The sequence below is a fragment of the Leptospira andrefontaineae genome (assembly GCF_004770105.1).
In the GTDB taxonomy this organism is placed as follows: Bacteria; Spirochaetota; Leptospiria; order Leptospirales; family Leptospiraceae; genus Leptospira_B; species Leptospira_B andrefontaineae.
Genome location: NZ_RQEY01000012.1, coordinates 166858 through 190636, shown reverse-complemented (window position 1 = coordinate 190636; position 23779 = coordinate 166858). Strand labels below are relative to the sequence as shown.

The window sequence follows — 23779 nt, the reverse complement described above, 5'->3', positions numbered from 1 at the left end:
GGCCTCGAGATGAAAACGAATCCTAGTCCGGACTGGACCAAACTACAACATTTGTACCCGGTAAACCGGGAAATGATCTGGTTAAACAATTGCGGGACCACTCCTGCAAACACGGACACCTTACACGCGGTCAATGAATACCTGCAAGGTTACGCTGCCAGAGGTGGTAGCACAGAAGTACGTAAATATCCAACCGTTAAAAAAGCGATCCGCACCATTCTTGCGGAATTATTAGGGGTAGAAGCTGAAGAACTTTCTTTAATCCATCATACAAACGAAGGGATCGGATTCATCTCTCTTGGTCTCAAACTCAAAGCGGGAGATCGAATCCTTCTTTTGGAAAACGAATATCCTTCTAATATTTATCCTTGGGAGCATTGGAAAGAAAAAGGAGTGTCTATTTCTTTTGTTCCAATGGCAGAAACTCCGGAAGGATTTCTAGAAAACTTAAAATCTTCTATTACGCCTGATGTAAAAGTAGTGAGTCTTTCTGCTGTACATTGGTGCACAGGAATGCCTTTCCCATTAGAAGAGATCGGAAGTTTTTTGGCCGAAAAAGGGATTGAGTTTGTACTGGATGGTGCCCAAGGAGTGGGACTTCTTCCTGTAAAACCTAGAGAAATGGGAATTTCTTATATGGCTTTCCCGGCTTGGAAATGGTTACTCGGGCCTTTAGGGCTTGGAGTTCTATATATTGCTAAAGAAAAGTTAGAAGGCCTGAATTTCCCGTTCAAGGGCACAGGCTCCGTAGTAAACGACGAAGTCTATTTACCTTATAGAGAAGAGTTAAAAGGCACGGATCGTTACGAAATTTCTACAGTGAATTTTATAGATTGGGTGTATTTCCAATCCACATTAGAAATGCTTCATAAAATAGGTTTCCATAATTCTATGGAAAGGATCTATGAACTCGCAGATTATCTTTCTGATAAACTGAGGGATGCAGGTTGGAAACTTGCATCTGATCATTTCCCAGATTTTAAAACCGGGATCGTGGTCGCAGAAAAAGAAGGACTCTCCATGGAGAATGTAGTTTCCAATCTCAAAAAGAATGGAGTCATGTGTGCACTTCGTTTAGGAAGGGTTCGTTTTTCTCCCCATATTTATCTGGCCAAGGAACAATTGGACAGGGTAGTGGATCTAGTCTCGAGATAAGAACTTGGCTCCTCTTTTTGAAAAGGCAGCTTTATTATTTCCACTATGGGTCATCTGTGGTGTGACATTCAGTTGGTTTTTTCCATCAGTTCTTCACGGATTTAAGGGACCTTGGATCACTTATAGTTTAGGACTGACAATGCTCGGAATGGGGATCAGCCTAAGAACGGAAGATTTTACAAGAGTATTTAAAGCGCCTAAGCCGATCTTAATCGGTGTGATCGGTCAATATACGATAATGCCATTAACTGGCTGGTTTTTGGGAAACTTCTTCCAACTTCCTGCTCCTTTAGCGGTCGGCATTATAGTAGTTTCCTGTTGCCCCGGAGGAGTTGCTTCTAATGTGGTTTCTTTTTTAGCAAGAGGTGATCTGGCGCTGTCAGTTACAATGACTGCGATCTCCACTGTTCTATCTGTGATCATGACCCCACTTCTCACTTTATTTTTAGTGGGGAATAGCGTGGGTGCAAATGCTTCCGGTCTTTTTTTTGATACGGTTCAAGTAGTCATTCTTCCTGTGATCCTAGGAATTTTATTAAATCGTTATACTCCTAGATTTGCGGAGAAGGTGAAGATCGTTTCTCCATTGATCGCAGTTATACTGATTACATTGATTGTTGCCTCGATCATAGGTTCCGGAAAAGAAGCAGTGATCAGTTCCGGACTTCATTTAATTTCTTCCGTATTTTTGCTCCATATCTCCGGATATTTTTTCGGGTATTGGGCAGCATATTTTGGGACCAAATCTTTTGTAGTAGCTCGTACAGTTTCCATAGAAGTGGGGATGCAAAACAGCGGATTAGGAGCGGTTCTCTCTCGGAATAATTTTTCAGACCCTTTAGTGGCGATTCCTGCTGCAATTTCCAGTTTTGTGCATTCTTTGATTGGAAGTGTTCTGGCGGGGATCTGGAGAAGGTCCATTCCCCAGGAAGAAAGGGAAAAATCGCTAATTTCGGCCGATCTTCCTTGATTTTTGGCTGTTCTTTTTTTTTATAGCATAATCAGTCCGAATAGTGTAAACTGAGCGGCCATTATTTTGGTCTAAACTCGGCAAATTCCTGTTCAGACCAATCTTAGCTAAGAGTATCATCCGTCATGAGAGAGATCATTAAGCTTTCTTGCCAAGTTTGTAAGAAAAATTCTTACTTCCAAACCAAGAACAAAAAGGCGAAATCCGAGAAATTGGTAACGAAAAAATTCTGTAAATTTTGCCGTGCCCACGTCGAACATAAGGAATCCAAGGTATAATCCTAAATCCAGATGGTGACTAAAAAAGCTGCATACGACAAAAAGGTCCTGAGTGAAATATCGGACCTTCTTTTAGAGAGAAAAAACTCTCTATTGGAGAAGTATGCGAAGTGGGAAGATAATAGCAAACCTTCCGGCCTGAAAGAAATGGGAGATATCGCAGATATCGCTTCGGAAATCAACGAAGAGATGTTGAGTTCCGTTTTGACCGAGTCAGAGATCGAGACCATCCGAGAAATCGACGTGGCTCTCGAGAAAATTGAGGACGGTTCCTATGGCATTTGCGAAGGAACTGGCAAAAAAATTCCTTTAGCCAGACTAAAGGCAATTCCTTGGACTCGTTACACTGTAGAATACGCCGAGGCTGTATCTAAACACAAGGCCTCCGGCAAAAAAGGTCCACTTTCGGCTACATTGACTGGGACCTATAAAATTCCATCCGATCCAGATTCTCTGGACGATTAATTCCCCGCGCTTCATTCGACCTATTTTTTTGGATTGAAATCTACTCGTTTTCGGCGAGCATTTCCAATTCGTGCCAAATCTTTTCGCCCGATTGAGGCCTCTTAAAACTCCTACCTTTCTTACACTGATCTTAACAGTGATCTTGTCCTACCTGTTGCTGCGTTGGACACTTGTAGTAAGAGATCCGGATGGGAACCTTGGAATTGTATGGATCCAATTCCTTGCTGGATTACTTCCCAATCTTCATCATAGAAAGTCAGGCAGAATGTTCACTGCAGCATTCGCGTTACTTTCTCCTGGATTATTGCTCTATGGGGAAGGTGGGTATTTATATTTATCCGCTCTATTTGCCGGGGCGATTTTTGGGATTTTCCTAAGACAATATATCTCCACGTTTTACGGGCATCCTGCAAATGATGACGATCCTGTATTAAGATATTTTTATATAAACCGTCCTTATAAGAATTCTCTTGAGTTCACTAAAAATCCTAGGACAGCATTTCTGATCTTAGCGGTATTTTTGCTTTTAGATAGACTACTTGCTTATTTCGGAACGGATCCTTTGACATCCTGGATCTTGCAGGATACCGAATATTCTTCCGGGATTTCTTCTAAGTATGCGTTTGCATTGAGCTTAGATAGTATAGGTTCTTGGTTATCCGCATTCTTATATTTCTTCGCAGAAGAAACAAGTTCTCATGATACTGATGCTCCTGGAAAACATTGGAGAACGGGGATCACTGCAGGTTTCACTGCGAATTTAATTTTGGGTGCTATGCAAGGACTTGCTCCTTCTACTGATTTTCCATTTACCGCGGGAAATGCGGAAACATTCGGAGTCTCTGCATTCTTTCCGGACGCTTCTTCTTTTGGAATAGGAATGCCGATCTTATTCGGGTTTTTCTTTTACCAGATCCATAGCAGAAACTGGAGGATCTCTTCTAGAGTTCTATTAAGCATTGCTGTGTTTATTGCACTTGGACTTGCAGGGAAATACCAAAGCTCCGGTTATTGGCTTCTGATTATTTTCCAAACTGCTTTAGTGATTGGACTTAGTTACCAACGGGGATTCAGAAATCCGATCTGGAAATATTCTTTTATTCCATTCGTTGTGCTTGGGACTATATCCGTATTAGTAGGAGTCTATTTTGTAGGTGGAATGGACTGGGCCTTCACTCCTTGGCAATTGATCAGAGAAGATGCGTCTAACGCATGGACGAAAGGCAAAACACTTTCCAAAATGTTGGAAATTTTCTGGAAGGATGGCTGGGTCCAGACATTATCCGCCTGGAATTGGTTCAAAGAAGCTCCAGTATTTGGGCAGGGATTTGGTGGGTTTGCGCTGCATTGGATCGAGTCCGGACCAAGAGGTGCTTATCCTCAGAATGGGACTCAAGACTTTGCATTAACTTCTTGGGTGTTCTTACTTTCAGAAGGTGGGATCTTATTCTTCCTTTTGTTCTTTGTCTGGGTGGGTTTAGAATCTTTTACCAGAACTTCTTATTGGTTTTTACCTCTTCTATTCTTTCCCGTTACTTTCTATGAGCCTTGGACAAGTGGCGCAGGTATATTAGGTTTTCTTTTAATATGGCTTTTAAGCGCTTCCGGACCTTCTACCCGGACTCTGCCTAAATGGTGGATGATTCCTGCATTCAATCTGGTTTGTTTGTTATTCGGTTTAGGATTAACGGCAAAAGCGTTCATCCGGCAATCTTCTCAATTGCAAGGGCCAGAATTCAGATACGAAGAAAGAAAAACTTATCAACTTTCCGCAAAGGCAAAATTCCAAGAGAAGGCCGGAGGAAGATATCATATCTTCCGTTCCGGAACTTCTTGGAACCTGGGTGATAAAGGAAATATCAGCTTACGTATCGCCTTGGAAGAAGCTCCTAAGGCTGGAAAGCCGGTTTATATCCGTTGGATCTTTTCCGATCAGAATGGCGTGGAATTACAATCCAGAAGTACACCTTTGACTACTACAGTGAACCAAGTAGGGTTAGGAGTTCCTGCGGGAGCCAAAACATTAACAGCGAAGGTGATGAGGATTTCTTGGTACCAAGCAGGGCCGTCCGAGTTCTATATCGGAACAGATGATTTTGACGGTCTGAATCGGATTCGTTAGAATTATAGAATGTCGGTCTTGGTTGTATTTGATATAGATGGAACCTTAACCGACACTGTCACCCTACACAGAAAGTCTTTTCATGAAGTTCTGATTTCTTTCGGACTTCCGGGCTTAAGTCCGGAAGTGAAAGAATATAAACATCATACGGATTCGAATATATTCAAAGAGATTTATACTTCTTTCAGAGACGATTGGACCGAAGAGATCTCTAAAAAATTCGAAGAAGAGTTAGCCCGAAATATAAAAGAGAAATTTCAAAACAGAATTTCGGAAATTTCAGGAGCGAGAGTTTTTTTAGAAAAACTAAGATCGGAAGGGATCCCTTTTGCTTATGCAACCGGATCTTTTTACGGACCTGCATTCTTAAAATTAAAAGATTGTGATCTCCCGTTAGATGCTCCTCTTGCAACTGCCTCTTCCTTTTATGAGAGGGAATCCATTGTTCAGTTTGCGATAGAAGAATCTAATAAGAAATATTCTAAACAATTTTCCAAAACAATTTGTTTCGGTGACGGAATATGGGACTCCAAGACTGCTCGAAACTTAGGTCTCGACTTTATAGGTATTACGGAAGATCACGAACTTCTTTCGAAATGGAAGGAGCAGAAAATTCAACATGTATTTCGGGATTATTCGGATTATCTTTCTGTCCTTTCTGCAGTTTTAAGTTTTTATCCCGGAAAACGCATCTAATGTATTTCGATATTGTTGTTTTACCCTGATAAACCATCTCCAGGCTAGAAGTCCCCATGGGATCTTGGGGAATCTATACAGCGCACCGCTTTCATGATTTGGATCTTCCGGTCTAAAATTTTTCCAAACCGGGATTACGGGAATCTTCTCGAAATTTTTTCCCGCAATATAAAAGGAAACTGTTGTTTCTTTATTTAGTTCTGGCTCTCGGATCACAGGAGAGTAAAAACCTTTTCTGGAAAGTGAATAGGCAAGGCTAGGCTCTTCATCCCCTTGTGGGCCTAGGTTCACAGAAAGGAATAATGGGATCTTTAAAATTCTTTCTCGGAAGAAAGAAGGGTTAATCATACCTCTAAGTAGGAATAAAAATCCAAGCCAAGCGGGATATTCCATGAATAATGTGATAAATTCTAATGAGCTAATATTTGCTAAATAGTACGGTATCCATTCCGGAACGAATAGATAAAAGTTCAGACAGAAGATAGGAACCCCAAAAAGTAAAACCGAGATAAACGATCGAATCGTGGAAAGATCTCTTAATAAAGGAATTTCTTTTATACTTTCTTTGGATTGGGCTGCCCTTAACCAGGAATCGTATCTGGAAAATTTGCGGATCATAGAATAATCATCCACATACAGATCTTCTGCCTGTAGTAACTCGAATGGAAGAGTTACTTCTGCTTGAACCACGAGTAATTCTAAAGTTAAAAAAGAAAGTCCTAGTATTAGAGGGATATAAACTGTACCCAGTCCTCCCTGTATCAGTAAGAAATTATAAAATCCGTGTAAAATCACTAAAAAGGAGAATGCAGAGATCAGATCTAATCCGGAAAGATTCCCCTTTCTAGATTGCAGGAATTTTAAAATAAAAAATCCTAATATACCTCCTGAGAAGGTATGCAAAGGTAAAGAAGTTCCGGATCGAAGCAAACCTTGCCAAAAATCCAATTTGAAAGAATAAAATACGTTCTCTATACAACCGAAAGAAGCGCCCAAGGTTAGACCGAAATACAATCCATCCGCAAGGTTTGTCGAATTTTTTACCTGTTTTAAGAATATAAAGATTAGGATTGCCTTGGAGGTTTCTTCCGGAATGGCTCCTATAAGCATTGCCTTGGAGAATGTTGTGTAATTTTCGAATAGATCGAATACTCCTACTTCCCAAGCAAGAGCGATCCCAGTTGCGATCATTCCATAAAAGAACGCAAATGTTGTGAATGTACTTCCTTGTCCGGAGTAGTAGGTCTTACGGTAAAAGTCCCAATAAAACCAGGCGGCGATAATCGCAGAGATTGGTTTGCCTAAATTGATCCAGTTTTCCATTCGCTTTAATAAAAAAGGCGTCGCTCGACAATTTTAAGCGACGCCTTTCAATCCGCAATATTTGTTAAGCGGGGTTTTGTGTTCTACACGACTAAACTTTGTTTTTTTCTCAAGAAATAAACTGCAATTCCACCTGCGATGACTAATCCCATCGCATAGAAGATCGCAAATTTTTTCACGGAGAGAAATAGGTAACCGAGTAGGTTACTATCGGTTGGAACAGGGAACACCTTGGACTCATTTGTCACATCATAGTACCAAGTTTTGTATTCTTTTCCACCGGAAGACACCCAGAGATTGAATTCTGAATATCCGGACTCAGAAGCTTTTCTGATATCGTATTTCTCATACGGATACTTCCAAGCTCCCGGAACTAAGATCGCCCAAGGGAATCCAGTGCTGTCCAGATACTTATCTGTTCCATTATTATTCTTATACAATCCAGGGAAATGGATCTCTTGTTTTGTGTTGATCACATATGCATATAGATCGTAAGGGAAGGATCCCAGTTTAGCTCTTTCTACAGGAGCGTTGAATACGATCTCTACCGTTGCAATAAATCCAGCCTTGAATACATCACCAGGGTGAACATTCTGTCCTCGAATCGTTTTGTTGGAATCATCGAAGATTTGGTAACCTGATTTTAGATTCGCAGCAGTTACATTTACAGTGTTCGTTGCAACTTCTACTTTTCCATCTGCTTGTGTCAGTTTATAAGTTACTGAAGCGCCTACATCCACAGGTAATTTGATAAACAATTGGTGTCTGTAACCGGCACCCTTTGCTACGTGTTGGTAGGTTCCTTTCAGTCTTACGATCTTTCCAGCTGAGTTTAGATCCTCTTTATTTTTGAATTGGATTACATAATCGTTTAAATCTGCATCACCGGCAGAAGGATAAAGATCTTCGTAAGCTACAGTGAATACTCCCTCAGCAGGGTAAGAGACCTCTGTAGAACGAGTAGCATCGTTCGGATAAATGTCGGTATCGTCAGGAACTCCGTCTCCATCGGTATCTACAATTTGAGTGCTTGGAAGATTGATCTCATATCGGATTGTTCTGTTAATACCAAGAACTGAATCTAAGCTGATATATTGAGTAATAGATTCTCCACCGATCGAGATATCGATAGTGATATTTCCCACGGAAGTTGGAACGGTTAATGTTCCAGTTACTTTACCGGAAGAATCGGAAACACCTTGGAATAGTATGTTATTATTCTCATCATATACTAGAACAGTAGCTCCAGAAACCACATTGGATTTCTTATCCAATACGGTAAGGTTTAACGGAATATTGATCGTAGTATTATAGTTAAAAGTAGGTTCTCCTTTCGGATCTTCTACCACAACTACAACCACTGTAGGAGTTCCGGAAGAATCTCCAGATCCACTATTGGAACCACTTCCTGAATTGGAATCAGTACTTGTGTTATTAGAAGAAGATCCCGAGTTTCCACTATTAGAGGACCCGTTGGATGCAGTTGAATCCCCAGAGGAACTTGAAGAACCGCTAGAAGAATTATTAGAATTGGAATTACCACTGGACGCGGTATTGTTTCCGGAATCAGAAGAAGATCCCGAATTGGAAGAAGTATTATCTCCTGAGTTAGAAGAAGAACTTGAACCTGAATCGGAAGATCCGGAATTGCTACTTCCATTAGAAGAGCCACTGTTATTATTTGCAGTATCGGAAGGAGAAGAACTAGACCCGGAATTTCCTGAATTGGAATCATTAGAACTTCCTGCACTTCCGGAAGAAGATCCGGATGTATTAGAAGAATCTGATGGATTCGAATTAGAATCAGATGGGGTAGTAGTGGAACCACCGCTATTATTTGTATTATCTGCAGGAGGGGTTACTGGATTTCCGGAACCATCTCCTGGAACAAATACTACTCCGGGGCTACCGCTGTTTCCCGGAACTCCTCCGGTTGCAGTGTGCTGGCTACCTAGGAAAAAAAACGGTAGTAATAGGCCGTTTTTCTTATGGCCACAGTTATAAACGAACCCGGCAATTATTGCCAAGGCTAGGAACTTTTTCATGAAGGGTAACCCCACTCTAATCTCTTTACCTTAGGAGACGGGGGGAAAAGGTTTGGTACTACGGTCTATTAGGTTTTTTTCCTATATGAAGAACACTATTCCCGAATACGAAATTGGTATATCTGACTTTCTCAAAGCCTGTTTGTTCTAATTTGGATTTTAAACCTTCTTGGCCCGGATAGTAAAGAGAAGAAACCGGTAGGTAATCGAACATTTCGTTTTTGCCTCCCCAGAGTATATAACCGAAAAGAGGAACGATCCTGAAAAAATAAAAATCAGCGAATGCTTTTATAAAAGGATTTTTAACCTTTCCTACGTCAAGATTCGCGAATACACCACCAGGTTTGAGGACTCTATAAATTTCTGATAACGCCCTATCTAGATCGTTCACATTTCTTAAACCGAATCCAATGCTGACCGCATCTAGGCTTTCAGTTTTGATTTGAGAAAGATTGGTGGCATCTCCCCATTCTATTTTTACTCTGCCTTGGTTGATCGGTTTTTCTAACCTTGTCTTTGCGACTTCTAACATGTTTTCGGAGAAGTCCAGACTCAGTAAGGATTCCACTCTCTGGGACCGTTCCAGACGAACGGAGATATCTCCAGTCCCGCAGCATAGATCTAAAACTCGGATTGGCCCCTTGGTTTCAGTTTCAATCTCTTCTACTAGTCTATTCTTCCAAGATCTATGTAAGAAGAAGCTACTACAATCGTTGAAACGATCGTACTTGGAAGCGATCCTGTTGAAATTTACTCGAACGAAATCCGCCTTCGTATCTGAAGAAGGCATTTGAAAAGAGGCCATTTCCCTTAGGATTTTGGCGAATCTCTAGGGCGCAAGAGGGATTTGGATTTTTGTTCGGGTGACAGAAAGTAGAAGTTCCCGTATTTTGGAGAAACGATGAAAGACCTAGGCTTTCTACAAGGATTGGATTGGGTTTCCGGCCTGATCATCCTTCTTTCCGTTTGGAATCTCGGAACCTTTATCCATGTATGGAGCATTCTTCCAAAAAGAAAAGAATCCTTAAAACAAACCTTCTTAACCGAAAACAATTCTTCGATCTGGGAGGAAAAACTTTCAGAAGTATTATTTCCCATTGAAACCAAACTTTCCTGGATGAAACATCTCGCAGGAATTTCGACAATGCTCGGACTTTTAGGAACCGTGCTTGGGATCTCCGAAGCATTCTCTTCTTTACAAGCAGCAGGAACCGTTAGTTTAGATGCATTTGCAGGCGGGATCAAACTTGCACTCGTAACAACAATTCTAGGTTTGTTTGTGGCAATCCCTTCCTTATTCGGATTCCAATTCCTAAAACATAGATTATTAGATCTGGAAAGAGAAGCATTGTCCTGGTTAAAAATCCCTCCTAGATAAATACAAATGAGAAAGTCGATTTTAAAGGAAGAAGATCAGGGAATAGACCTGACAAGTTTTATAGACGTAGTCTTTATACTTCTAGTCTTCGTAATGTTGGCGGTCAGCTTCCGAAAAGAGATCCGGTCCATTCCATTAGAACTTCCTAAAGTAGGTCAAGGAGAAGATCCAAAAGGTGAGAGGGTGGAATTTGCACTTTTGCCGGACGGTTCCTATAGAATAGGAGATCAAAAAGTCCAAAAAGCAGGCCTGGAAGAAAAATTAAAACAAGGGCTTGTAAAAGAAAAAGAAGTCAGATTTTTCGCAGATAAAACGGCAAACTACGAAGATATCGTAAAAGTATTGGATTTGTTAAGTAGAAGTGGAGCTTCTTCCCTTGAACTTGCTGTCCAAGGCCAAAAATAATATATTAAAGATCTTTTAACTTGGGATTGTTCTTATGACGATCCTTGTCTCTGGTAGTGTTCTTTTCCAAGGTGGCTTTAAAAGCTTCTTCCATTGAAATCCCCATTTGGTTTGCCAAACAGGTCAGAACAAAAAGTATATCTCCTAGCTCCTTGGATAAACCTTCCGGATCTTCTCCCTTTTTGAAAGATTGGTCTCCGTATTTTCTTGCGACTAAGCGGGAGAATTCTCCTACTTCTTCCATTAAGATTGCTAGGTTTGTAAGTTCTGAAAAATATTTAACCCCGATGGTTTTGATCCAATCATCTACCGTCTTTTGGGCTTCGTCGAAGTTCATCTTACTTTAGGAAGATTTCCCTTTTCCTGCAAAAATTCCACTAAAAATCTAGTCGGTTCCGCATAACATCCACCGCTAAGATGGTGAGGATCGATAAACTTTTGGCATTTCATTCTTGAACGATATTCTTCCATATCTAATACCAAAGTTTCCGGATATTCTTGGATGAGTTTGTTACGTAAATCTATCCATTCTTGGAAGAATGGTGCGGATCTTACTTTTTCGGAGAATGTGGAATATAATAAAGGAGTCCATAAGACTACTTTAATATGATTCTCTCTTGCGGTTTTCAGGAAATTCCTAAGGAAGTATTCCTGTACTTTGGAACTTTTGAAGTTCTTATAAGATTCATTAAAAATTCTGTCTGACTCAGAACCTAGTTTATCTTCCGGAGTATTCGCCAGAAGTCCATTTGGAATTCCACCTTTAAACTTGTCCGATTCGTTGATCAAAATATCACGAACATACATAAGCTGCATGACTTCCAAAGGATTATTGATCCTAGAAAATGCTTCTTTGAATCTGGGAGGAAATACAGAAGTGTGGAACACTTTCGCTTTTAAAAAACTATCCCATTCATTTGTAGAAAATATATTCCAATATCTTAAGAAGAATGGGAAATCATAAGAATAACGTAATGGATATCTGTTTGCGAAATCCGTCCCGGAATCAGGATAATATTCTAAAATCGCGTAATCTAAAGGGATTTTTCTAGATAGTAGTTTTTCCAAAGTAAAATTATGGAAAGAATAAGGAGCAGAAGGTCCAGAAAGATTATATACAATCAAGCCCGGACTTTCTTTTTCAAACTCTACTAGCGAGAATTCTCCCATATGAGAAGTTCCGAAAAAAGTGAGGACCTTTTGGTCTTCTTTTTTGGAATCGGTTTCTTTCTTCATGGCAGAAAGAACCTTATCCTTCATATTATAAAAATAATATTCTGCACCTGTTTCTGTATAAGGTCTGACCTTCTCGGAAGAAAGTATCCTGTCCCATACGAGAAGTAGGGCGGCTATCCCGATAGGGATCCAAAGAATTTTGCGATATAACAAAGGAATTCTTTTCATAATCTAAAATGCAAAGTAAATAAAGTCTTGTCCCTTGCCCGCGTAATTTCCAAAGATCAAGGCTCCGATCAAAAGGAAGGCAAGTAAAAGTTTGGTCCTATTTCTTTGGAACCAAAGTGGGTAATGTTTAGGCGCTTCTGCCGCATGGAAAATAATTCCACCGATAATATAAGGAATTACTAAATTGAAAGAAAGTATATTGGCTTGTTCTGGGCGTATATGATAGAACCAACTTTCGAAAAAGTAAAAAGAATCACTTATATTAATAGTTCGGAAGAATACTCCTGCAAGAGTAAATAGAGAATAGGTCCAAAAGATCCGTATTCCCGTGAAAAACTTTCCGACTTCTGGCAGTATCTTGATCCCCTTTCTTTCGAAGGTTCTTTCCACAAACAAGAACAGTCCATGAGAGAGTCCCCAGGCTAAGAAAGTCCAGTTGGCACCATGCCATAAACCGCCCAAAGCGAATGTGATTGTTTGGTTGATATTGGTTCTGGCTTCCGAGCCTCTACTTCCTCCCAAAGGAATATAGATATAATCTTTAAGCCAAGTGCCCAAGGTGATATGCCATTTTCTCCAAAGTTCATGTATATTCTTACTGAAGAATGGGGCGTTGAAGTTTCTTGGAATATTAAATCCAAATAATAAAGCGCAACCTTTGGCTACATCAGTGTATCCGGAGAAGTCTGAATACACCTGCCATGTGAATCCTATTGTTGCTAAAAGTAAAGATCCGCTTCCGTATTCTCTCGGTCTTAAAAATACAGGATCGATCAAACTGCCTAAATTGTCTGCAATTAGGATTTTCTTACATGCTCCGAGTCCTATCAGGAATAATCCCGTAAAGATCGCAGTTTTATGGATTCTTAAATGTTCCAGTCTTGGGAAAAAATCTTTCGCCCTCATAATAGGTCCTGCGACCAATTGAGGAAAGAATAATAAGAATAAAGTGAAATGGAAGAAGTTCGGAAGCTCTTCTACTTTTCCTCGATATACATCTATCACGAACGCCATTACTTGGAATGTATAAAAGCTGATCGCTAAAGGAAGGATGATCCTAAAAGAGAATGTGCTCGTGTTGAACAGAGATAAGTTTGTGACGTAGAAAAGATTGTCGGATACGAAATAGAAATATTTGAATATTCCTAAATTAATCAGGTCTATCAAGACGATGATAGTAAGTAACTTTTTGCTTTTTGTCCTAGCGATCGGCTTAAGAAAAAGATAATTTAAGAATACGATCCCTAATAAATGTAAAAGAAAAGGCGGATTCCAAGATGCGTAAAATACTAAGGATGCAATTAATAAGATCCATTCTCTATACTTACGGCTATCCCAAGACCAGTACAGAATATAAACGATCAGGAAGAATACGAAAAATAAAGTCGAGGTAAAGATCATCTTTATTTTTTCCGAGTTAATCCTAGAATGGAAGGTAAGTCAGCAGTGAATATCGCAGAGAATTTTTCCATACCGGCTTTATTCAAATGGATTAGATCGTAATAATAATCCCCATTATTCTCCCCATCTAGGCTAGCTTGGTAATCAAGTAGAACAGTGGTTGGATCAATCTTTTGAATCTCTTCTACCCAGATACGATTTCTGTCGGGGCTTCTCCAATTTCTAATAATTTCACTATAAGGTGCGATCACTCCAATGATCTTGATATTCTGCCCATTCTTTGAACCGACCTGGCGAATATCATTATGCAAAATTTTTAACCTATGGAAGTAGTTATTTACCTGTTTGGTCCTTTCTACTTTTACAGGAGTTCTTTCCCCTAAACCGCAGGTGTCCCAGATTGCTTTTTTATGGAATTGGTCGGAACCTTCAGGAGCAGCGATACCATTTCCAGGATTAGTGATCTTCAAACAGGATTTGATATCTTTTACTTCCGGGAACATACTGATACTAGGCAGGTTCGTATTCTCATGAGGCCAAGGAGTGAGTTTAGCTTCTTTTTTCCTTCTACTAATATCTTTTAAACGTTTGGAAGGATCTAGTATGAAGTCGCGGATGTCTCTTCTATATGCGATACTCTTAAACGCTAAAAATCCAAGATCATCATAACGCACATTATAATTGAATTCGTAAATTAGAGGAAATGCCACTCTTCTATCCAACTCTCCGAGCATTGCTAGAGTATGGATTTGTAGATCTTCTTGATCCACCCAAGGAGTAGAGATCTCGAGTATATGTAGAACGGTATGTACTTTAGGGAATTTAGGAAGAAGGTTACGTACAAGTGAGTCCTGTACTACTAACTCGGTCCCTTCCATTGCGATGGATTGGATCTTTTCTCCATAAGGTTCCAGAGTTTCATTTAAAGTTTTGAGAGAAAGTCCTTGGTGAGCGACTGAGGTCCCAAGAAGAAGTATCGTAGGTTCGAATTCTGCTTTCTTTTCTAAAACATAATCAGTGTTTCGGATAACGTTCGCCGCAAAGGACCCCTTTTTAAGATAAGGCCTATAAACTCCTGTTTGTAGGCACAGATCGAATAAAGCCAATACTAAAATTGGTATCCAAAAACTTCTCTGACGGATCAAACTGATATACGGATTCATATTTGCCTTAGAAATCGAAATACAGGAAGTTTTGGCCTCCTGCTCCGAAGAACAGAATGATAAATAGATTCGCTGTAACGAATACCCCGAACTTTTTCTTGTTTTCCACGATTGTTTCTATCGGGTTTCGGGAGAAATAATAAGAAAGAATGAAACAGATCACGAGTAATATTCCATAATCGTAATTTACGAATGTTTTAACCGAATAGATTCCGCCTGGCACTACGAATACGAGAGACTTCATCATTGCCCAAGCAGCCTTCATTGTTTTTGCGCGAAATAAAATGAATCCAAAGGAAAGACAGAACATAGTAAAGATTCGAGCTCCGATATCGTAGCTTAAACCTCCTTTTTCATTCAGCCAGGCAGCAATTTTGGTTTTAGAATATTCTCTATGAATACCTAACATGACACCTTGCCAAAGTCCCCACCCAACGAAGTGGTAAGCTGCTCCGTGCCAGATTCCCGCGAATAACCAAGTAATAAAAAGGTTTCTGTATCCTTTTAATACTCCAACTCGAGAACCGCCTAGAGGAATATAAATATAGTCTCTGATCCAAGTAGAGAAGGAAATATGCCAACGGGACCAGTGATCCGCGATATTTCTGGCAACCATCGGAAAATTGAAGTTAGGATCAAATTTATACCCGAAAAGTCTCGCAGTTCCGATTGCGATATCAGTATATCCCGCAAAGTCGAAATAGATCTGCCAACCGAAAGCCATTGCTCCTACCCAGATCTCGGCAGGGTTTAGAATTTTATAATTATTGAATGTAAAGTCTACAACTTTCGCTAAGTTATCCGCAAATACGATCTTTCTAGTGAATCCCATTAAGATCTGTGCAAAAGCGATCTGAACATCTTCTGCCGTAACTTTAGGAGTATCATCTAAATCCCTGAAAAAAGTGTGGGCACGAACGATTGGTCCCGCGACCAATTGAGGGAAGAAGGAAACATACAATGCAAAGTCTAAGAAGGACTTGCGAGCCTCCAAGTTCCTGCGGAATACATCGATAGTATAACTCATGGACTGGAATGTATAAAATGAAATACCAACAGGAAGAATGATCTTTAAATGTTCTATCTTAAGAGGTGCACCGGTGGAGATCTGATTGAATAGATCTGCAAAAACTTCCAAAAGGAAATTTGTATATTTGAAATAAGCTAAGATCCCAAGATTCGTAATCAAGGAAGCTACTAAGCAGAGTCTTCTGAATTTTTCAGAAACTCCTTCGCCACTCATCAATCTTCCCGCTACATAGTCCACGATCATGGAAACGATCAGAATGATGATATATAAGTTAATATTAAAATTACAGAAGGATAGATCGATCCAGTTCTCGTACCAAGTAGAGGTTCTGATATCGTTACATGCTATAGAAGCAGGATGCCAAGCGTTATAAAAATAGAGACTGGCAAGAAGAAGGAAAGCCCTTTGGTATGTACCTTTTAGGATTTTTGCTAGGATCAAAACGATCGGCAAAAATACGAGAAAATGGGCTGAATTGAACAGCATTCGTTCGTTTGTCCTCGACTCCTGTGCAGTTTTTTGGACTGAGGGAAACTCACAAGCACTTATTTATTCGTTTCGATATACTGGTTCAGGAGTGATATATTCATACTTATCTTCAATTCCCTCTATAAAACTTTTATGAGATCTTTCTGATCTAGGAAGCGTGGAATAAGTGAAATTGACTAGAAAAAGTAAGCTCACATAAGAGGAGAAAATGATATGAGAGATAGATCTGATCCCAAATCTGAAGTTCTCAAATTCTAAGGAACGAAATACTAAGGCAGCGAAAATTAAAAGTCCGATCACAGAAGAGACCCAGAACTCGAAAAAATAACCTTCCCACCAAGTGTAAAATATAAAGGAAGGAATAAGCCAGAAGAATAAAAGAATGAGTTCTGTTTTATAGGACTTCCAAAGACGTATCCAATTTAAGAATGCTAAAAATAAGATCCCAATCCAGAAGCCTAGATTTAGATTATAAGGGAAACTTTTGAGAGATTTAAGATCGTTTGTATTGATCCTTAGTCCATTCTTAACTCCTTCAAAATTCAAGAAAGCATCTCCAATCCCTCTATAAAAATTCATGATATAATTTTTAGGCCCCGGAGCTGCTCCCCATTTTTCTTGAGAAGCGTATAAAAATAGCCAGTTAGCAAAGTTTTTCTCACTTTCTACCGGTGCAGTTAAATTTCTTTCTAATAGAATAAATCCAACATACAAATATGAAAGCGTGAGAATGAGAATTACGGAGAATAAATATACGAAGATTAGTTTTAGTTTATAAGAATATTCGAAACTTCTTCCTCTCCATTTATTCGCAAGAAGAACGGAAGCCGGAACGAATGTTAGGAAAATGGTATCCGATTGGTGATAATAAACATTCCAAACTTGCAAAAACCCCGCAATATATAGTTTTCCGGGAGACCAACCGTTCTTAGAATTCCAAACACAAAGTAAAAATAATGCAGCAGTAAAACAGGAATGAATGAGCGGAGTATCATTATGCTGGGCATAAAACCAAAAGCCTTGGGAACAATGAACTGCTAATCCCAAAAGAACAGCACCGATCATATCCTTATATAATCTCCAGTAAGAGAACATAAGTATAAAAATGAAGAAGGATGCTACTGCTAAAACTCTAAGTCTGAGACCAAACATTGCAGAGTCAGGCCCATGAAACCAATACCAAAACTTTAAGTATAATAATCCCGTGCTTTCGAAACCGATATGGTGAGGATTGAAGAATACTTTCCAATATTTATTGGTAACTATATTATGAGTGTAAACGATCGAATCCCAATCGTAATGTCTGGATAAAAATCTAAGATCGAATAAAAATAAAATTCCTGTAAAACATACCAGGAATAAAAAGCCCGCCCAAATAGAAGGAGAACGAAATATATTCTCTGCCTTTTTAAGGAACTCCAGACTTTCGAGAGAACGTTTAAACATTAAACGGATCTAAAAACGGAATATAAAAAATCCTGATTACTTTTGGAGAAGAAATAAGGAGATTCTGCAAGTATTGAATTTTCAGTTTCCGAAAGATGAATTCTAAAGGATAATTTTTCGAAACCTAACAGAGAACGGAACCATCCGGATTTATGATGGATCTGTAAACCGGTTTGGTCTGGATTCCAACGAATTGTTTCTTTTCCTAAGAAGCCCCATTTGGTGACTGCGAGTCTATTTTCTTCAGTAACAAAAGTTTGGAATAGATTCTTTCTTAGGAATCGGACTAGATCTAAAAAGAAAGCGAACGCGATATAAGAGATCACAAAAAGCGCCGTATAATCATACAGTCTTTTGTCAGTTAATAGGGAAAGTTTTAATACCTTGGTGATCTGGAGTAACTCTACAAATTTGAAAATCCAAGTAGAGACTAAGGTTCTCAAAGGAAATAAATACAATAAGAAAAGTCCGTAAACCAAAATCGCAAGGAAAGGAGGTATATAATTGATCCTTAATTTACTTTTTTTGATCTTGGAAGATCTGATTTCCGGTTCGGAGTTCTCCCAATTCCACCATACGGATTTGGATATATCGGATTTTTTCATACTTTGAGGGCCTAGGAGTTTTTCTTTCTTGATTTCCAAAGTTCTACGAGAGAGTTTTCGACCTTCTTTGCAGTCGAATCCCAAGACCAATCGTTTCTACTCGGCTTTCTGCCATAGATCCCTTTTTTACCGGTCAAGGAAAGTGCGTTTTTCCATGCCTCTAAATTCTTAGGAGAAACGAAAGAATCCGTAAATTCATCCAGAACTTCATGAAAGACAGGAATATCCGAAACGATACAAGGTTTGTTTTCTCTGATCGCTTCTAGTAATGGAAGACCAAAACCTTCATGTAAAGAAGGGAAAACAAAATAAGAGCAATTTTTATAAAGCCAACCTAATATTGAGTCATTCGGATTTTCTATAAAATAAACTCCGTCCTTCTCCAAACCTCCTTCTTTTAAAAGAGAGGTTAGGCCTTCCGATTTCCAACCAAGTCTTCCTGCTAAAACAAGAGGATAGGGGAAGTTCGGTTCTTCTTTTTTTAAAGAAAGATAAGCTTCTACAAGAGTGTTTAAATTTTTCCTAGGTTCTAATGTCCCTACAGAAAATAGAAAATTTTTAGGAAGGGTTTTTTCGGGAGGGGATACGGAGCCAAAACCTTGGACCCCTGGATAAACTACTTCTAATTTAGGCTCTAACTCGGGTAAAAAATTTAGAATATCATTTTTGGTATTTTGGGAAAGGCAAAGAACTTTATCTGCCTTCTTTAAAGTGATCGGAGACATGATCTTATGCTGCCAATAATTTGCAGTAGTCATCGTTTCAGGTGCGGATTTGAAATTTAGATCATGGTAATTTACTAAAGTAGGAATTTTCAAACCAAATGCAGGGAGCAATTGTAAGGTTCCCCAAAACAGATCTATCCTATGCTTTTTTACCCAAGAAGGTATAGTAAAATTCAGCCACAAAACTCCCGGAAGTTTACTCGGAATAAAAGTGGGCGTAAGTCCTATCAGATGATTGAATACTGGATGGATCGGTTTATTCGAATAAAGATAATATTCTAAAGGAGAATCTGGACGCAAAAGTCTTTCTAAAACCTCTGCAAGGTATCTGGAATTCCCGGTAATACCATAAGACAAGGGTCTTGCATCTACTGCGACTCTTGGTTTGTATTTTAAATTTTCCTTTTTTAGCATAAGTATTCTAAAATGATTAACTAGTTCTATCCGAATAGAAAGTGCATACATATTGTATTAAAGAAGTATATAATAAGAAGGAGAACATCAGTATCGCTTCTTCCGCTATATTCCCTATAAAACTTCTGTTTAAGAGTAGAACTAATGCGGAAATGGAGATAAAGATCGTAGCTGATCTATATTCTAATAGTTTTGATTTCCATTTATCCCAGACCAAGAGTGGTTCTCCCTTTTCCGGCCAAAGTTTGGAAAGAACAAATGCAGTTGGGAATAATAAGAATACGAATGCGTGTATCCACGAGATCCCACTGAAAATTACGGAGAAGAAAAATAACCCGGATAGAACGAATCCTTCCGAAGCACCTTTATACACTTTATACAAGTAAGGACCTGCAATTCCCAAACTTAAAATGCCGGAAATGATCTTTACCTGACTTACAGTTAGAGTCGTGAACGGCATTCCAAATCTTCCCTGGTTTAGCAAATCAGAATATGCTAAAAAGTATTTAGCTAGGGTGGAATTTAAACTCTGGTTATTCTTCCAAGCGCGCAAAGCGGGAGATTTTAGATATCTGTCTAAGACCAGATCGTACCAGGTTTGGTTCATCTTCCAAGTAAACTCAGGATTGTATAATGCCGGTAGCGCAATCCAACCTAAAGCAAAGATGACCGTATAAACGATCACCATTGGTCTTTTTTTGTATAAGAAATAAAATAAGAAAGCGGCAGGTGTGATCTTGATCACGATAGCAAGAGCTAAAACAAGTCCGGACAACCAATCTTTTTGGACTGAAACTGAAACCAAGATCAATAATAAAAGCAAGAACCCAACTTGGTTATTGTTCTGGTGATTTTCTACAAATCGTAGAGATAAAAGTAAAACTGCAGATAAGAATAAAAACGATTTCTCTTTTCCTAAAAGTTTCCCGATCAAGAATAAACTCAAGATCAAAGCTATAAAGTTGATGGTGAAGAATATCCCTGATGCTACTTCAAATGGAAGACCTGAAATTGGGATCAGCAAGAAAGCGAAAGTAGGCGGATAAATATAGGAGCCTACATTCTCCACTTTTGCTTTGATCCTAAAGAACACTTCCGGTTCGAATATCTGGCTCATTTTCAATTTGCCGGTTTCGAATTCTTGGAGCACTTCAGACAGGGCATCTAGGCTATATAGGTCTTTGCCTTGTTTGAAATTACGTGAGGCTTCGTAATAGTCTGAAAAATCGGAAGATTGTTCCGTGCGACTGAACCCGTTTGCGTAAAGAAAAGCTAAGAATAGAAAGAATGCTAAAACAGGGCCGGACTTTTTGAGGTCGATCCGCATTCAGGTACTCTTTTATGTCCGCCCGAAAAAGCCAAGAAATTAAAAATCGGTTCCCGAATTCTTCGGATCGGATTCATTGGAAGAATGGAATTCCAAGATCTATCCGATTTTGATTTCGAACTTTCCGAAGACCAGATTGCAAAATTTCCTGCGGCCAAAAGAGATAAGAGTAGGCTGCTTGTTCTAGGAAGGACCCAAGATTTTTTACAAGAAGAAACTGAATTTTCCGAAATGCTAAAATATCTCCAAGAAGGAGATGTATTGGTAGCGAATGCAACCAGAGTTTCCAAACGAAGAGTGTTCCTGACAACTAAAACGGGAAGAAGACATGAGGCGATGTTCCTTTCCGAATTGGAGCCTGGCATTTGGAAAACACTTACTCGGAATTCTAAAAAGCTTAAGTTAGGAGATATAGTCTCTGATGAGGCTACTGGGAGATTTCTTTTTTCAGTTGGAAGAAAAGAAGAAGAATTTACTATCTTTCAATCCGAAACTCCCCTCGACGAAAACTCATTTGAGACAATAGGCCGCACTCCAATTCCTCCTTACTTCAAAAGAGAAAGTACATCAGAAGATGATGTTCGTTACCAAACCGTGTATTCCCAAAATTTAGGTTCCGTTGCAGCTCCTACGGCAGGTTTACATTTTACTCCAGAACTTTTGGAGGAATTGAAAAAACGAAACATAGAATTTCTAAAACTAGAATTGAAAGTCGGTTATGGAACGTTCCAATCCTTAAACGAAGATCATTTTGCGAATAAAAAATTACATGAAGAAGAATTCGATCTTCCTCTTGAAACCAAAAACGTTCTGGATTTTGCAAAGAAGAATGGTAAAAGGATTATTTCTGTAGGCACTACTACGTTAAGAGCTTTGGAATCTGCCTATGATCCAAACACGAATACCTTCAAATCAGGAGAAGGGAAAACGAGACTTTTTTTACAGCCGGAAGATTCTATTCTAAGCTGTGAAGGTCTCATTACTAATTTTCATCTTCCTCAAAGTAGCTTACTTTTGTTAGTAAGTGCATTTGCAGAAAAAGAAAAAATATTGAAGGCCTATAAATTCGCCATAAAACAAAATTTTCGATTCTTTTCCTACGGAGATTCTATGCTGATTTTGGATCCCGAAAAAGTTTGAACCCAACTTATTTAATTGAGGAATTCTAAGCCGAAAAGGAAAATGGGAAAGGTGTTAAAAAAGGTTCTTCCTGGGCAAACTGAAATTAGATTTAAAGCGGCAAAGCCGGCTAGACTGAACGGACTGCCTGACTTTTTAGTGTTTCATAAGGAAGAGGTGAGAACATTCCGCCAAGCTCTTGGAAACCCAGGACTCTTCCGACATATCCTAATCACCGGTCCGGAGATAGAAGCAAACCTTCTACAATTCGGACAATATCTGGAAGAGATCGTTAAAGACCAACCTGTAGTTGCTGAACCGAATCCCACTTTATTATCCCTGGCTGGTTTTCCATTTGAGAATAAATATAGACCGGGAAAAATTTCAGAAGCGAATGGCGGACTTTTGCTTCTTCCGATCAAACCATTTGTAGAAGATCCTGACCTTTATTATTTCCTGAAAGGTGTACTTCTCACCGGCAAGATAGATTTTCTTTCTCTTCCGGAAGGATCCGATTCAACAAATATCAATCGATTTCATCCAAGTATAGATTCCAGATTCCGACTTATTTTAGTGGGGGAAGAAACGGAAGTGGATTCTATCTCTCAGATAGATGCCGATTTTTACGGAAGTTTTGATTTTAAAATTCATATGCCTTATGAGATCAGTTTGGAAAAATCCTGGCTTCCGGTTTTTTCGGGACTAGTCAAGTCTTGGGAGAAGCCGGGTTATCCACCTTTGGACCAAGCAGCCTTGGACTCACTTTTGGAACTTGCACTCAGATGGAATGATAGCCAGACTAGACTTTCTCTTCATCTTTCCGAACTTCGCTCCTTCGTGAGGGAAGTATTAGCATTTAATAATAAAGGTAAAAAATCTGTTGGCAGGGCTGAGATAGAAGCAGGTCCTTCTCTTATCCAAAAAAGAACAGCCATCCACAAACGAAAATATATAGAGAATATAAAGGAAGGTCTTATTGGCGTTCCACTCAAAGGAAAGAAGACAGGGCGGATCAACGGGCTTTCGGTGATTCTATTACAGTCGTCTCTTTTAGATTTCGGACAAGTAAACCAAGTATCCGCCAGGGTTTCTTTGGGCTCCGGAAACTTGATCAATATAGAAAGGGAAGTAAATCTTTCAGGAAGCCTTCATGATAAGGGAGTGTTTATCCTTCAATCCTATATTAAAGGAATGTTTTCTCATACTCAGTCTTTTGGTTTGGATGCTTCTATTTTATTTGAGCAAAATAGTTCTCCGATCGATGGAGACTCCGCAAGTTGCGCAGAACTTTTGGCACTTCTATCCGCGCTTTCCGGCCTGGAGATACCTTGTAATATTGCAGTGACAGGTGCTCTTTCTCAATACGGGGATATTCTCCCTGTGGGTTCAGTGAATACAAAGATCCAAGCATGGTTTGATGTGATCCGGCTCACTGGTTCTACTCGAGAAAAATACAAAATTTATATCCCCAAAGATAATATGAGAGATTTGAATCTTCCACGCGAGATCCGGGAAAGTATGAAAAAGGGGAATTTCCAGATCTTCTCTTGTTCTCATGTAGAAGATCTGATCCCTGATATTTTCGGGGTTCCAGCCGGCAGGATCTCTAAATCCGGCAAATATCCTAACGGTTCCCTTTTCCGGATTATAGAAGAAAGAATAGATCGTAAACGAGACGGCGAAGACACTTAGGCCTCTGTGAACTTTGTGGCCTCCGTGCGAAAATCAGATGCAATTGGATGTTTCGCACAGAGTTCACAGAGCAAGCAGAGTTTGGATCCGATTTTGAAAACCTTAGCGGTCTTCGCGCCTTTGCGTG

General features: G+C 39.4%; 22 protein-coding genes. 10 read left to right on the top strand and 12 right to left on the bottom strand.

The genetic code is table 11. The features are described from left to right. Window positions 1-9: 9 nt before the first annotated feature. The 6 genes from EHO65_RS07840 to EHO65_RS07815 all read left to right on the top strand — a co-directional run bounded on the left by EHO65_RS07840 (window position 10) and on the right by EHO65_RS07815 (window position 5686). On the top strand, window positions 10-1155 hold the full coding sequence (locus tag EHO65_RS07840; protein ID WP_135773569.1) for an aminotransferase class V-fold PLP-dependent enzyme: 1146 nt from the start codon (window positions 10-12) through the stop codon (window positions 1153-1155). Between the two features lie 4 nt (window positions 1156-1159). Then, complete coding sequence (locus EHO65_RS07835) at window positions 1160-2125, top strand: bile acid:sodium symporter family protein (RefSeq protein ID WP_135773568.1); 966 nt, start codon at window positions 1160-1162, stop codon at window positions 2123-2125. A 125-nt stretch (window positions 2126-2250) separates the two neighbouring features. Then, complete coding sequence (gene rpmG, locus EHO65_RS07830; protein ID WP_010514486.1) at window positions 2251-2403, top strand: 50S ribosomal protein L33; 153 nt, start codon at window positions 2251-2253, stop codon at window positions 2401-2403. A gap of 12 nt (window positions 2404-2415) precedes the next feature. Further along, window positions 2416-2868 (top strand): TraR/DksA family transcriptional regulator, encoded by a 453-nt coding sequence (locus EHO65_RS07825; protein WP_086445833.1) that lies wholly within the window; start codon window positions 2416-2418, stop codon window positions 2866-2868. Between the two features lie 154 nt (window positions 2869-3022). Then, complete coding sequence (locus tag EHO65_RS07820) at window positions 3023-4990, top strand: hypothetical protein (protein ID WP_135773761.1); 1968 nt, start codon at window positions 3023-3025, stop codon at window positions 4988-4990. Window positions 4991-4999: 9 nt separating this feature from the next. After that, entirely contained in the window at window positions 5000-5686 is a 687-nt protein-coding gene (locus EHO65_RS07815) for an HAD family hydrolase (protein WP_135773567.1), read from the top strand. Here the strand turns inward: EHO65_RS07815 and EHO65_RS07810 are convergent. The 3 genes from EHO65_RS07810 to EHO65_RS07800 all read right to left on the bottom strand — a co-directional run bounded on the left by EHO65_RS07810 (window position 5657) and on the right by EHO65_RS07800 (window position 9859). After that, on the bottom strand, window positions 5657-7009 hold the full coding sequence (locus EHO65_RS07810; protein ID WP_135773566.1) for a PrsW family glutamic-type intramembrane protease: 1353 nt from the start codon (window positions 7007-7009) through the stop codon (window positions 5657-5659). The genes EHO65_RS07815 and EHO65_RS07810 overlap by 30 nt on opposite strands. A gap of 83 nt (window positions 7010-7092) precedes the next feature. Further along, the gene (locus EHO65_RS07805) at window positions 7093-9054 is read right to left on the bottom strand and encodes an LruC domain-containing protein (protein WP_135773565.1); all 1962 of its coding nucleotides are present in this window, start codon (window positions 9052-9054) and stop codon (window positions 7093-7095) included. 58 nt (window positions 9055-9112) lie between these two features. Continuing rightward, complete coding sequence (locus EHO65_RS07800) at window positions 9113-9859, bottom strand: ubiquinone/menaquinone biosynthesis methyltransferase (RefSeq protein ID WP_135773564.1); 747 nt, start codon at window positions 9857-9859, stop codon at window positions 9113-9115. Between the two features lie 96 nt (window positions 9860-9955). On the opposite strand from EHO65_RS07800, the gene EHO65_RS07795 reads away from it, so the two are divergent. After that, window positions 9956-10432, top strand: coding sequence for a MotA/TolQ/ExbB proton channel family protein (locus EHO65_RS07795; RefSeq protein WP_135773563.1), 477 nt, complete (start codon window positions 9956-9958; stop codon window positions 10430-10432). A 6-nt stretch (window positions 10433-10438) separates the two neighbouring features. Next, window positions 10439-10837, top strand: a complete 399-nt coding sequence (locus tag EHO65_RS07790) for an ExbD/TolR family protein (RefSeq protein ID WP_135773562.1) — start codon at window positions 10439-10441, stop codon at window positions 10835-10837. A gap of 4 nt (window positions 10838-10841) precedes the next feature. Here the strand turns inward: EHO65_RS07790 and EHO65_RS07785 are convergent, their stop codons facing one another. The 9 genes from EHO65_RS07785 to EHO65_RS07745 all read right to left on the bottom strand — a co-directional run bounded on the left by EHO65_RS07785 (window position 10842) and on the right by EHO65_RS07745 (window position 20841). Continuing rightward, window positions 10842-11174 carry a nucleotide pyrophosphohydrolase gene (locus EHO65_RS07785; RefSeq protein WP_008588869.1) on the bottom strand — a complete coding sequence of 111 codons (333 nt, stop codon included), beginning with the start codon at window positions 11172-11174 and terminating at the stop codon, window positions 10842-10844. Next, window positions 11171-12241 (bottom strand): DUF1574 family protein, encoded by a 1071-nt coding sequence (locus tag EHO65_RS07780; RefSeq protein ID WP_135773561.1) that lies wholly within the window; start codon window positions 12239-12241, stop codon window positions 11171-11173. Before EHO65_RS07780 ends, EHO65_RS07785 begins: the two co-directional genes overlap by 4 nt. Before the next feature lie 3 nt (window positions 12242-12244). Then, entirely contained in the window at window positions 12245-13642 is a 1398-nt protein-coding gene (locus EHO65_RS07775) for an MBOAT family O-acyltransferase (RefSeq protein ID WP_135773560.1), read from the bottom strand. 2 nt (window positions 13643-13644) lie between these two features. After that, complete coding sequence (locus EHO65_RS07770; protein ID WP_135773559.1) at window positions 13645-14805, bottom strand: SGNH/GDSL hydrolase family protein; 1161 nt, start codon at window positions 14803-14805, stop codon at window positions 13645-13647. A gap of 7 nt (window positions 14806-14812) precedes the next feature. Continuing rightward, window positions 14813-16321, bottom strand: coding sequence for an MBOAT family O-acyltransferase (locus EHO65_RS07765; protein WP_135773558.1), 1509 nt, complete (start codon window positions 16319-16321; stop codon window positions 14813-14815). A gap of 63 nt (window positions 16322-16384) precedes the next feature. Next, window positions 16385-17770: a hypothetical protein gene (locus EHO65_RS07760; protein ID WP_135773557.1), complete on the bottom strand. Its 1386-nt coding sequence runs from the start codon at window positions 17768-17770 to the stop codon at window positions 16385-16387. Next, window positions 17770-18375, bottom strand: coding sequence for an LIC20162 family protein (locus EHO65_RS07755; protein ID WP_135773556.1), 606 nt, complete (start codon window positions 18373-18375; stop codon window positions 17770-17772). The genes EHO65_RS07760 and EHO65_RS07755 overlap by 1 nt, the downstream gene beginning before the upstream one ends. Before the next feature lie 11 nt (window positions 18376-18386). After that, window positions 18387-19514, bottom strand: coding sequence for a glycosyltransferase family 4 protein (locus EHO65_RS07750; RefSeq protein ID WP_135773555.1), 1128 nt, complete (start codon window positions 19512-19514; stop codon window positions 18387-18389). A 16-nt stretch (window positions 19515-19530) separates the two neighbouring features. After that, on the bottom strand, window positions 19531-20841 hold the full coding sequence (locus EHO65_RS07745; protein WP_135773554.1) for a glycosyltransferase family 87 protein: 1311 nt from the start codon (window positions 20839-20841) through the stop codon (window positions 19531-19533). 84 nt (window positions 20842-20925) lie between these two features. On the opposite strand from EHO65_RS07745, the gene queA reads away from it, so the two are divergent. Together queA and EHO65_RS07735 are read left to right on the top strand one after the other, a co-directional pair. Then, window positions 20926-21981, top strand: coding sequence for a tRNA preQ1(34) S-adenosylmethionine ribosyltransferase-isomerase QueA (gene queA / locus EHO65_RS07740; RefSeq protein ID WP_135773553.1), 1056 nt, complete (start codon window positions 20926-20928; stop codon window positions 21979-21981). Window positions 21982-22032: 51 nt separating this feature from the next. Continuing rightward, window positions 22033-23652, top strand: coding sequence for an AAA family ATPase (locus EHO65_RS07735; RefSeq protein ID WP_135773760.1), 1620 nt, complete (start codon window positions 22033-22035; stop codon window positions 23650-23652). Window positions 23653-23779 lie beyond the last annotated feature (127 nt).

What these genes read in the sequence shown, in the direction of transcription:
- EHO65_RS07840 (WP_135773569.1), top strand. Translation starts at nt 10, where the DNA reads ATGAAAACGAATCCTAGTCCGGACTGGACCAAACTACAACATTTGTAC.
- rpmG (WP_010514486.1), top strand. Translation starts at nt 2,251, where the DNA reads ATGAGAGAGATCATTAAGCTTTCTTGCCAAGTTTGTAAGAAAAATTCT.
- EHO65_RS07825 (WP_086445833.1), top strand. Translation starts at nt 2,416, where the DNA reads ATGGTGACTAAAAAAGCTGCATACGACAAAAAGGTCCTGAGTGAAATA.
- EHO65_RS07815 (WP_135773567.1), top strand. Translation starts at nt 5,000, where the DNA reads ATGTCGGTCTTGGTTGTATTTGATATAGATGGAACCTTAACCGACACT.
- EHO65_RS07810 (WP_135773566.1), bottom strand. Translation starts at nt 7,009, where the DNA reads ATGGAAAACTGGATCAATTTAGGCAAACCAATCTCTGCGATTATCGCC.
- EHO65_RS07805 (WP_135773565.1), bottom strand. Translation starts at nt 9,054, where the DNA reads ATGAAAAAGTTCCTAGCCTTGGCAATAATTGCCGGGTTCGTTTATAAC.
- EHO65_RS07800 (WP_135773564.1), bottom strand. Translation starts at nt 9,859, where the DNA reads ATGGCCTCTTTTCAAATGCCTTCTTCAGATACGAAGGCGGATTTCGTT.
- EHO65_RS07795 (WP_135773563.1), top strand. Translation starts at nt 9,956, where the DNA reads ATGAAAGACCTAGGCTTTCTACAAGGATTGGATTGGGTTTCCGGCCTG.
- EHO65_RS07790 (WP_135773562.1), top strand. Translation starts at nt 10,439, where the DNA reads ATGAGAAAGTCGATTTTAAAGGAAGAAGATCAGGGAATAGACCTGACA.
- EHO65_RS07785 (WP_008588869.1), bottom strand. Translation starts at nt 11,174, where the DNA reads ATGAACTTCGACGAAGCCCAAAAGACGGTAGATGATTGGATCAAAACC.
- EHO65_RS07780 (WP_135773561.1), bottom strand. Translation starts at nt 12,241, where the DNA reads ATGAAAAGAATTCCTTTGTTATATCGCAAAATTCTTTGGATCCCTATC.
- EHO65_RS07775 (WP_135773560.1), bottom strand. Translation starts at nt 13,642, where the DNA reads ATGATCTTTACCTCGACTTTATTTTTCGTATTCTTCCTGATCGTTTAT.
- EHO65_RS07770 (WP_135773559.1), bottom strand. Translation starts at nt 14,805, where the DNA reads ATGAATCCGTATATCAGTTTGATCCGTCAGAGAAGTTTTTGGATACCA.
- EHO65_RS07765 (WP_135773558.1), bottom strand. Translation starts at nt 16,321, where the DNA reads ATGCTGTTCAATTCAGCCCATTTTCTCGTATTTTTGCCGATCGTTTTG.
- EHO65_RS07760 (WP_135773557.1), bottom strand. Translation starts at nt 17,770, where the DNA reads ATGTTTAAACGTTCTCTCGAAAGTCTGGAGTTCCTTAAAAAGGCAGAG.
- EHO65_RS07755 (WP_135773556.1), bottom strand. Translation starts at nt 18,375, where the DNA reads ATGAAAAAATCCGATATATCCAAATCCGTATGGTGGAATTGGGAGAAC.
- EHO65_RS07750 (WP_135773555.1), bottom strand. Translation starts at nt 19,514, where the DNA reads ATGCTAAAAAAGGAAAATTTAAAATACAAACCAAGAGTCGCAGTAGAT.
- EHO65_RS07745 (WP_135773554.1), bottom strand. Translation starts at nt 20,841, where the DNA reads ATGCGGATCGACCTCAAAAAGTCCGGCCCTGTTTTAGCATTCTTTCTA.
- queA (WP_135773553.1), top strand. Translation starts at nt 20,926, where the DNA reads ATGGAATTCCAAGATCTATCCGATTTTGATTTCGAACTTTCCGAAGAC.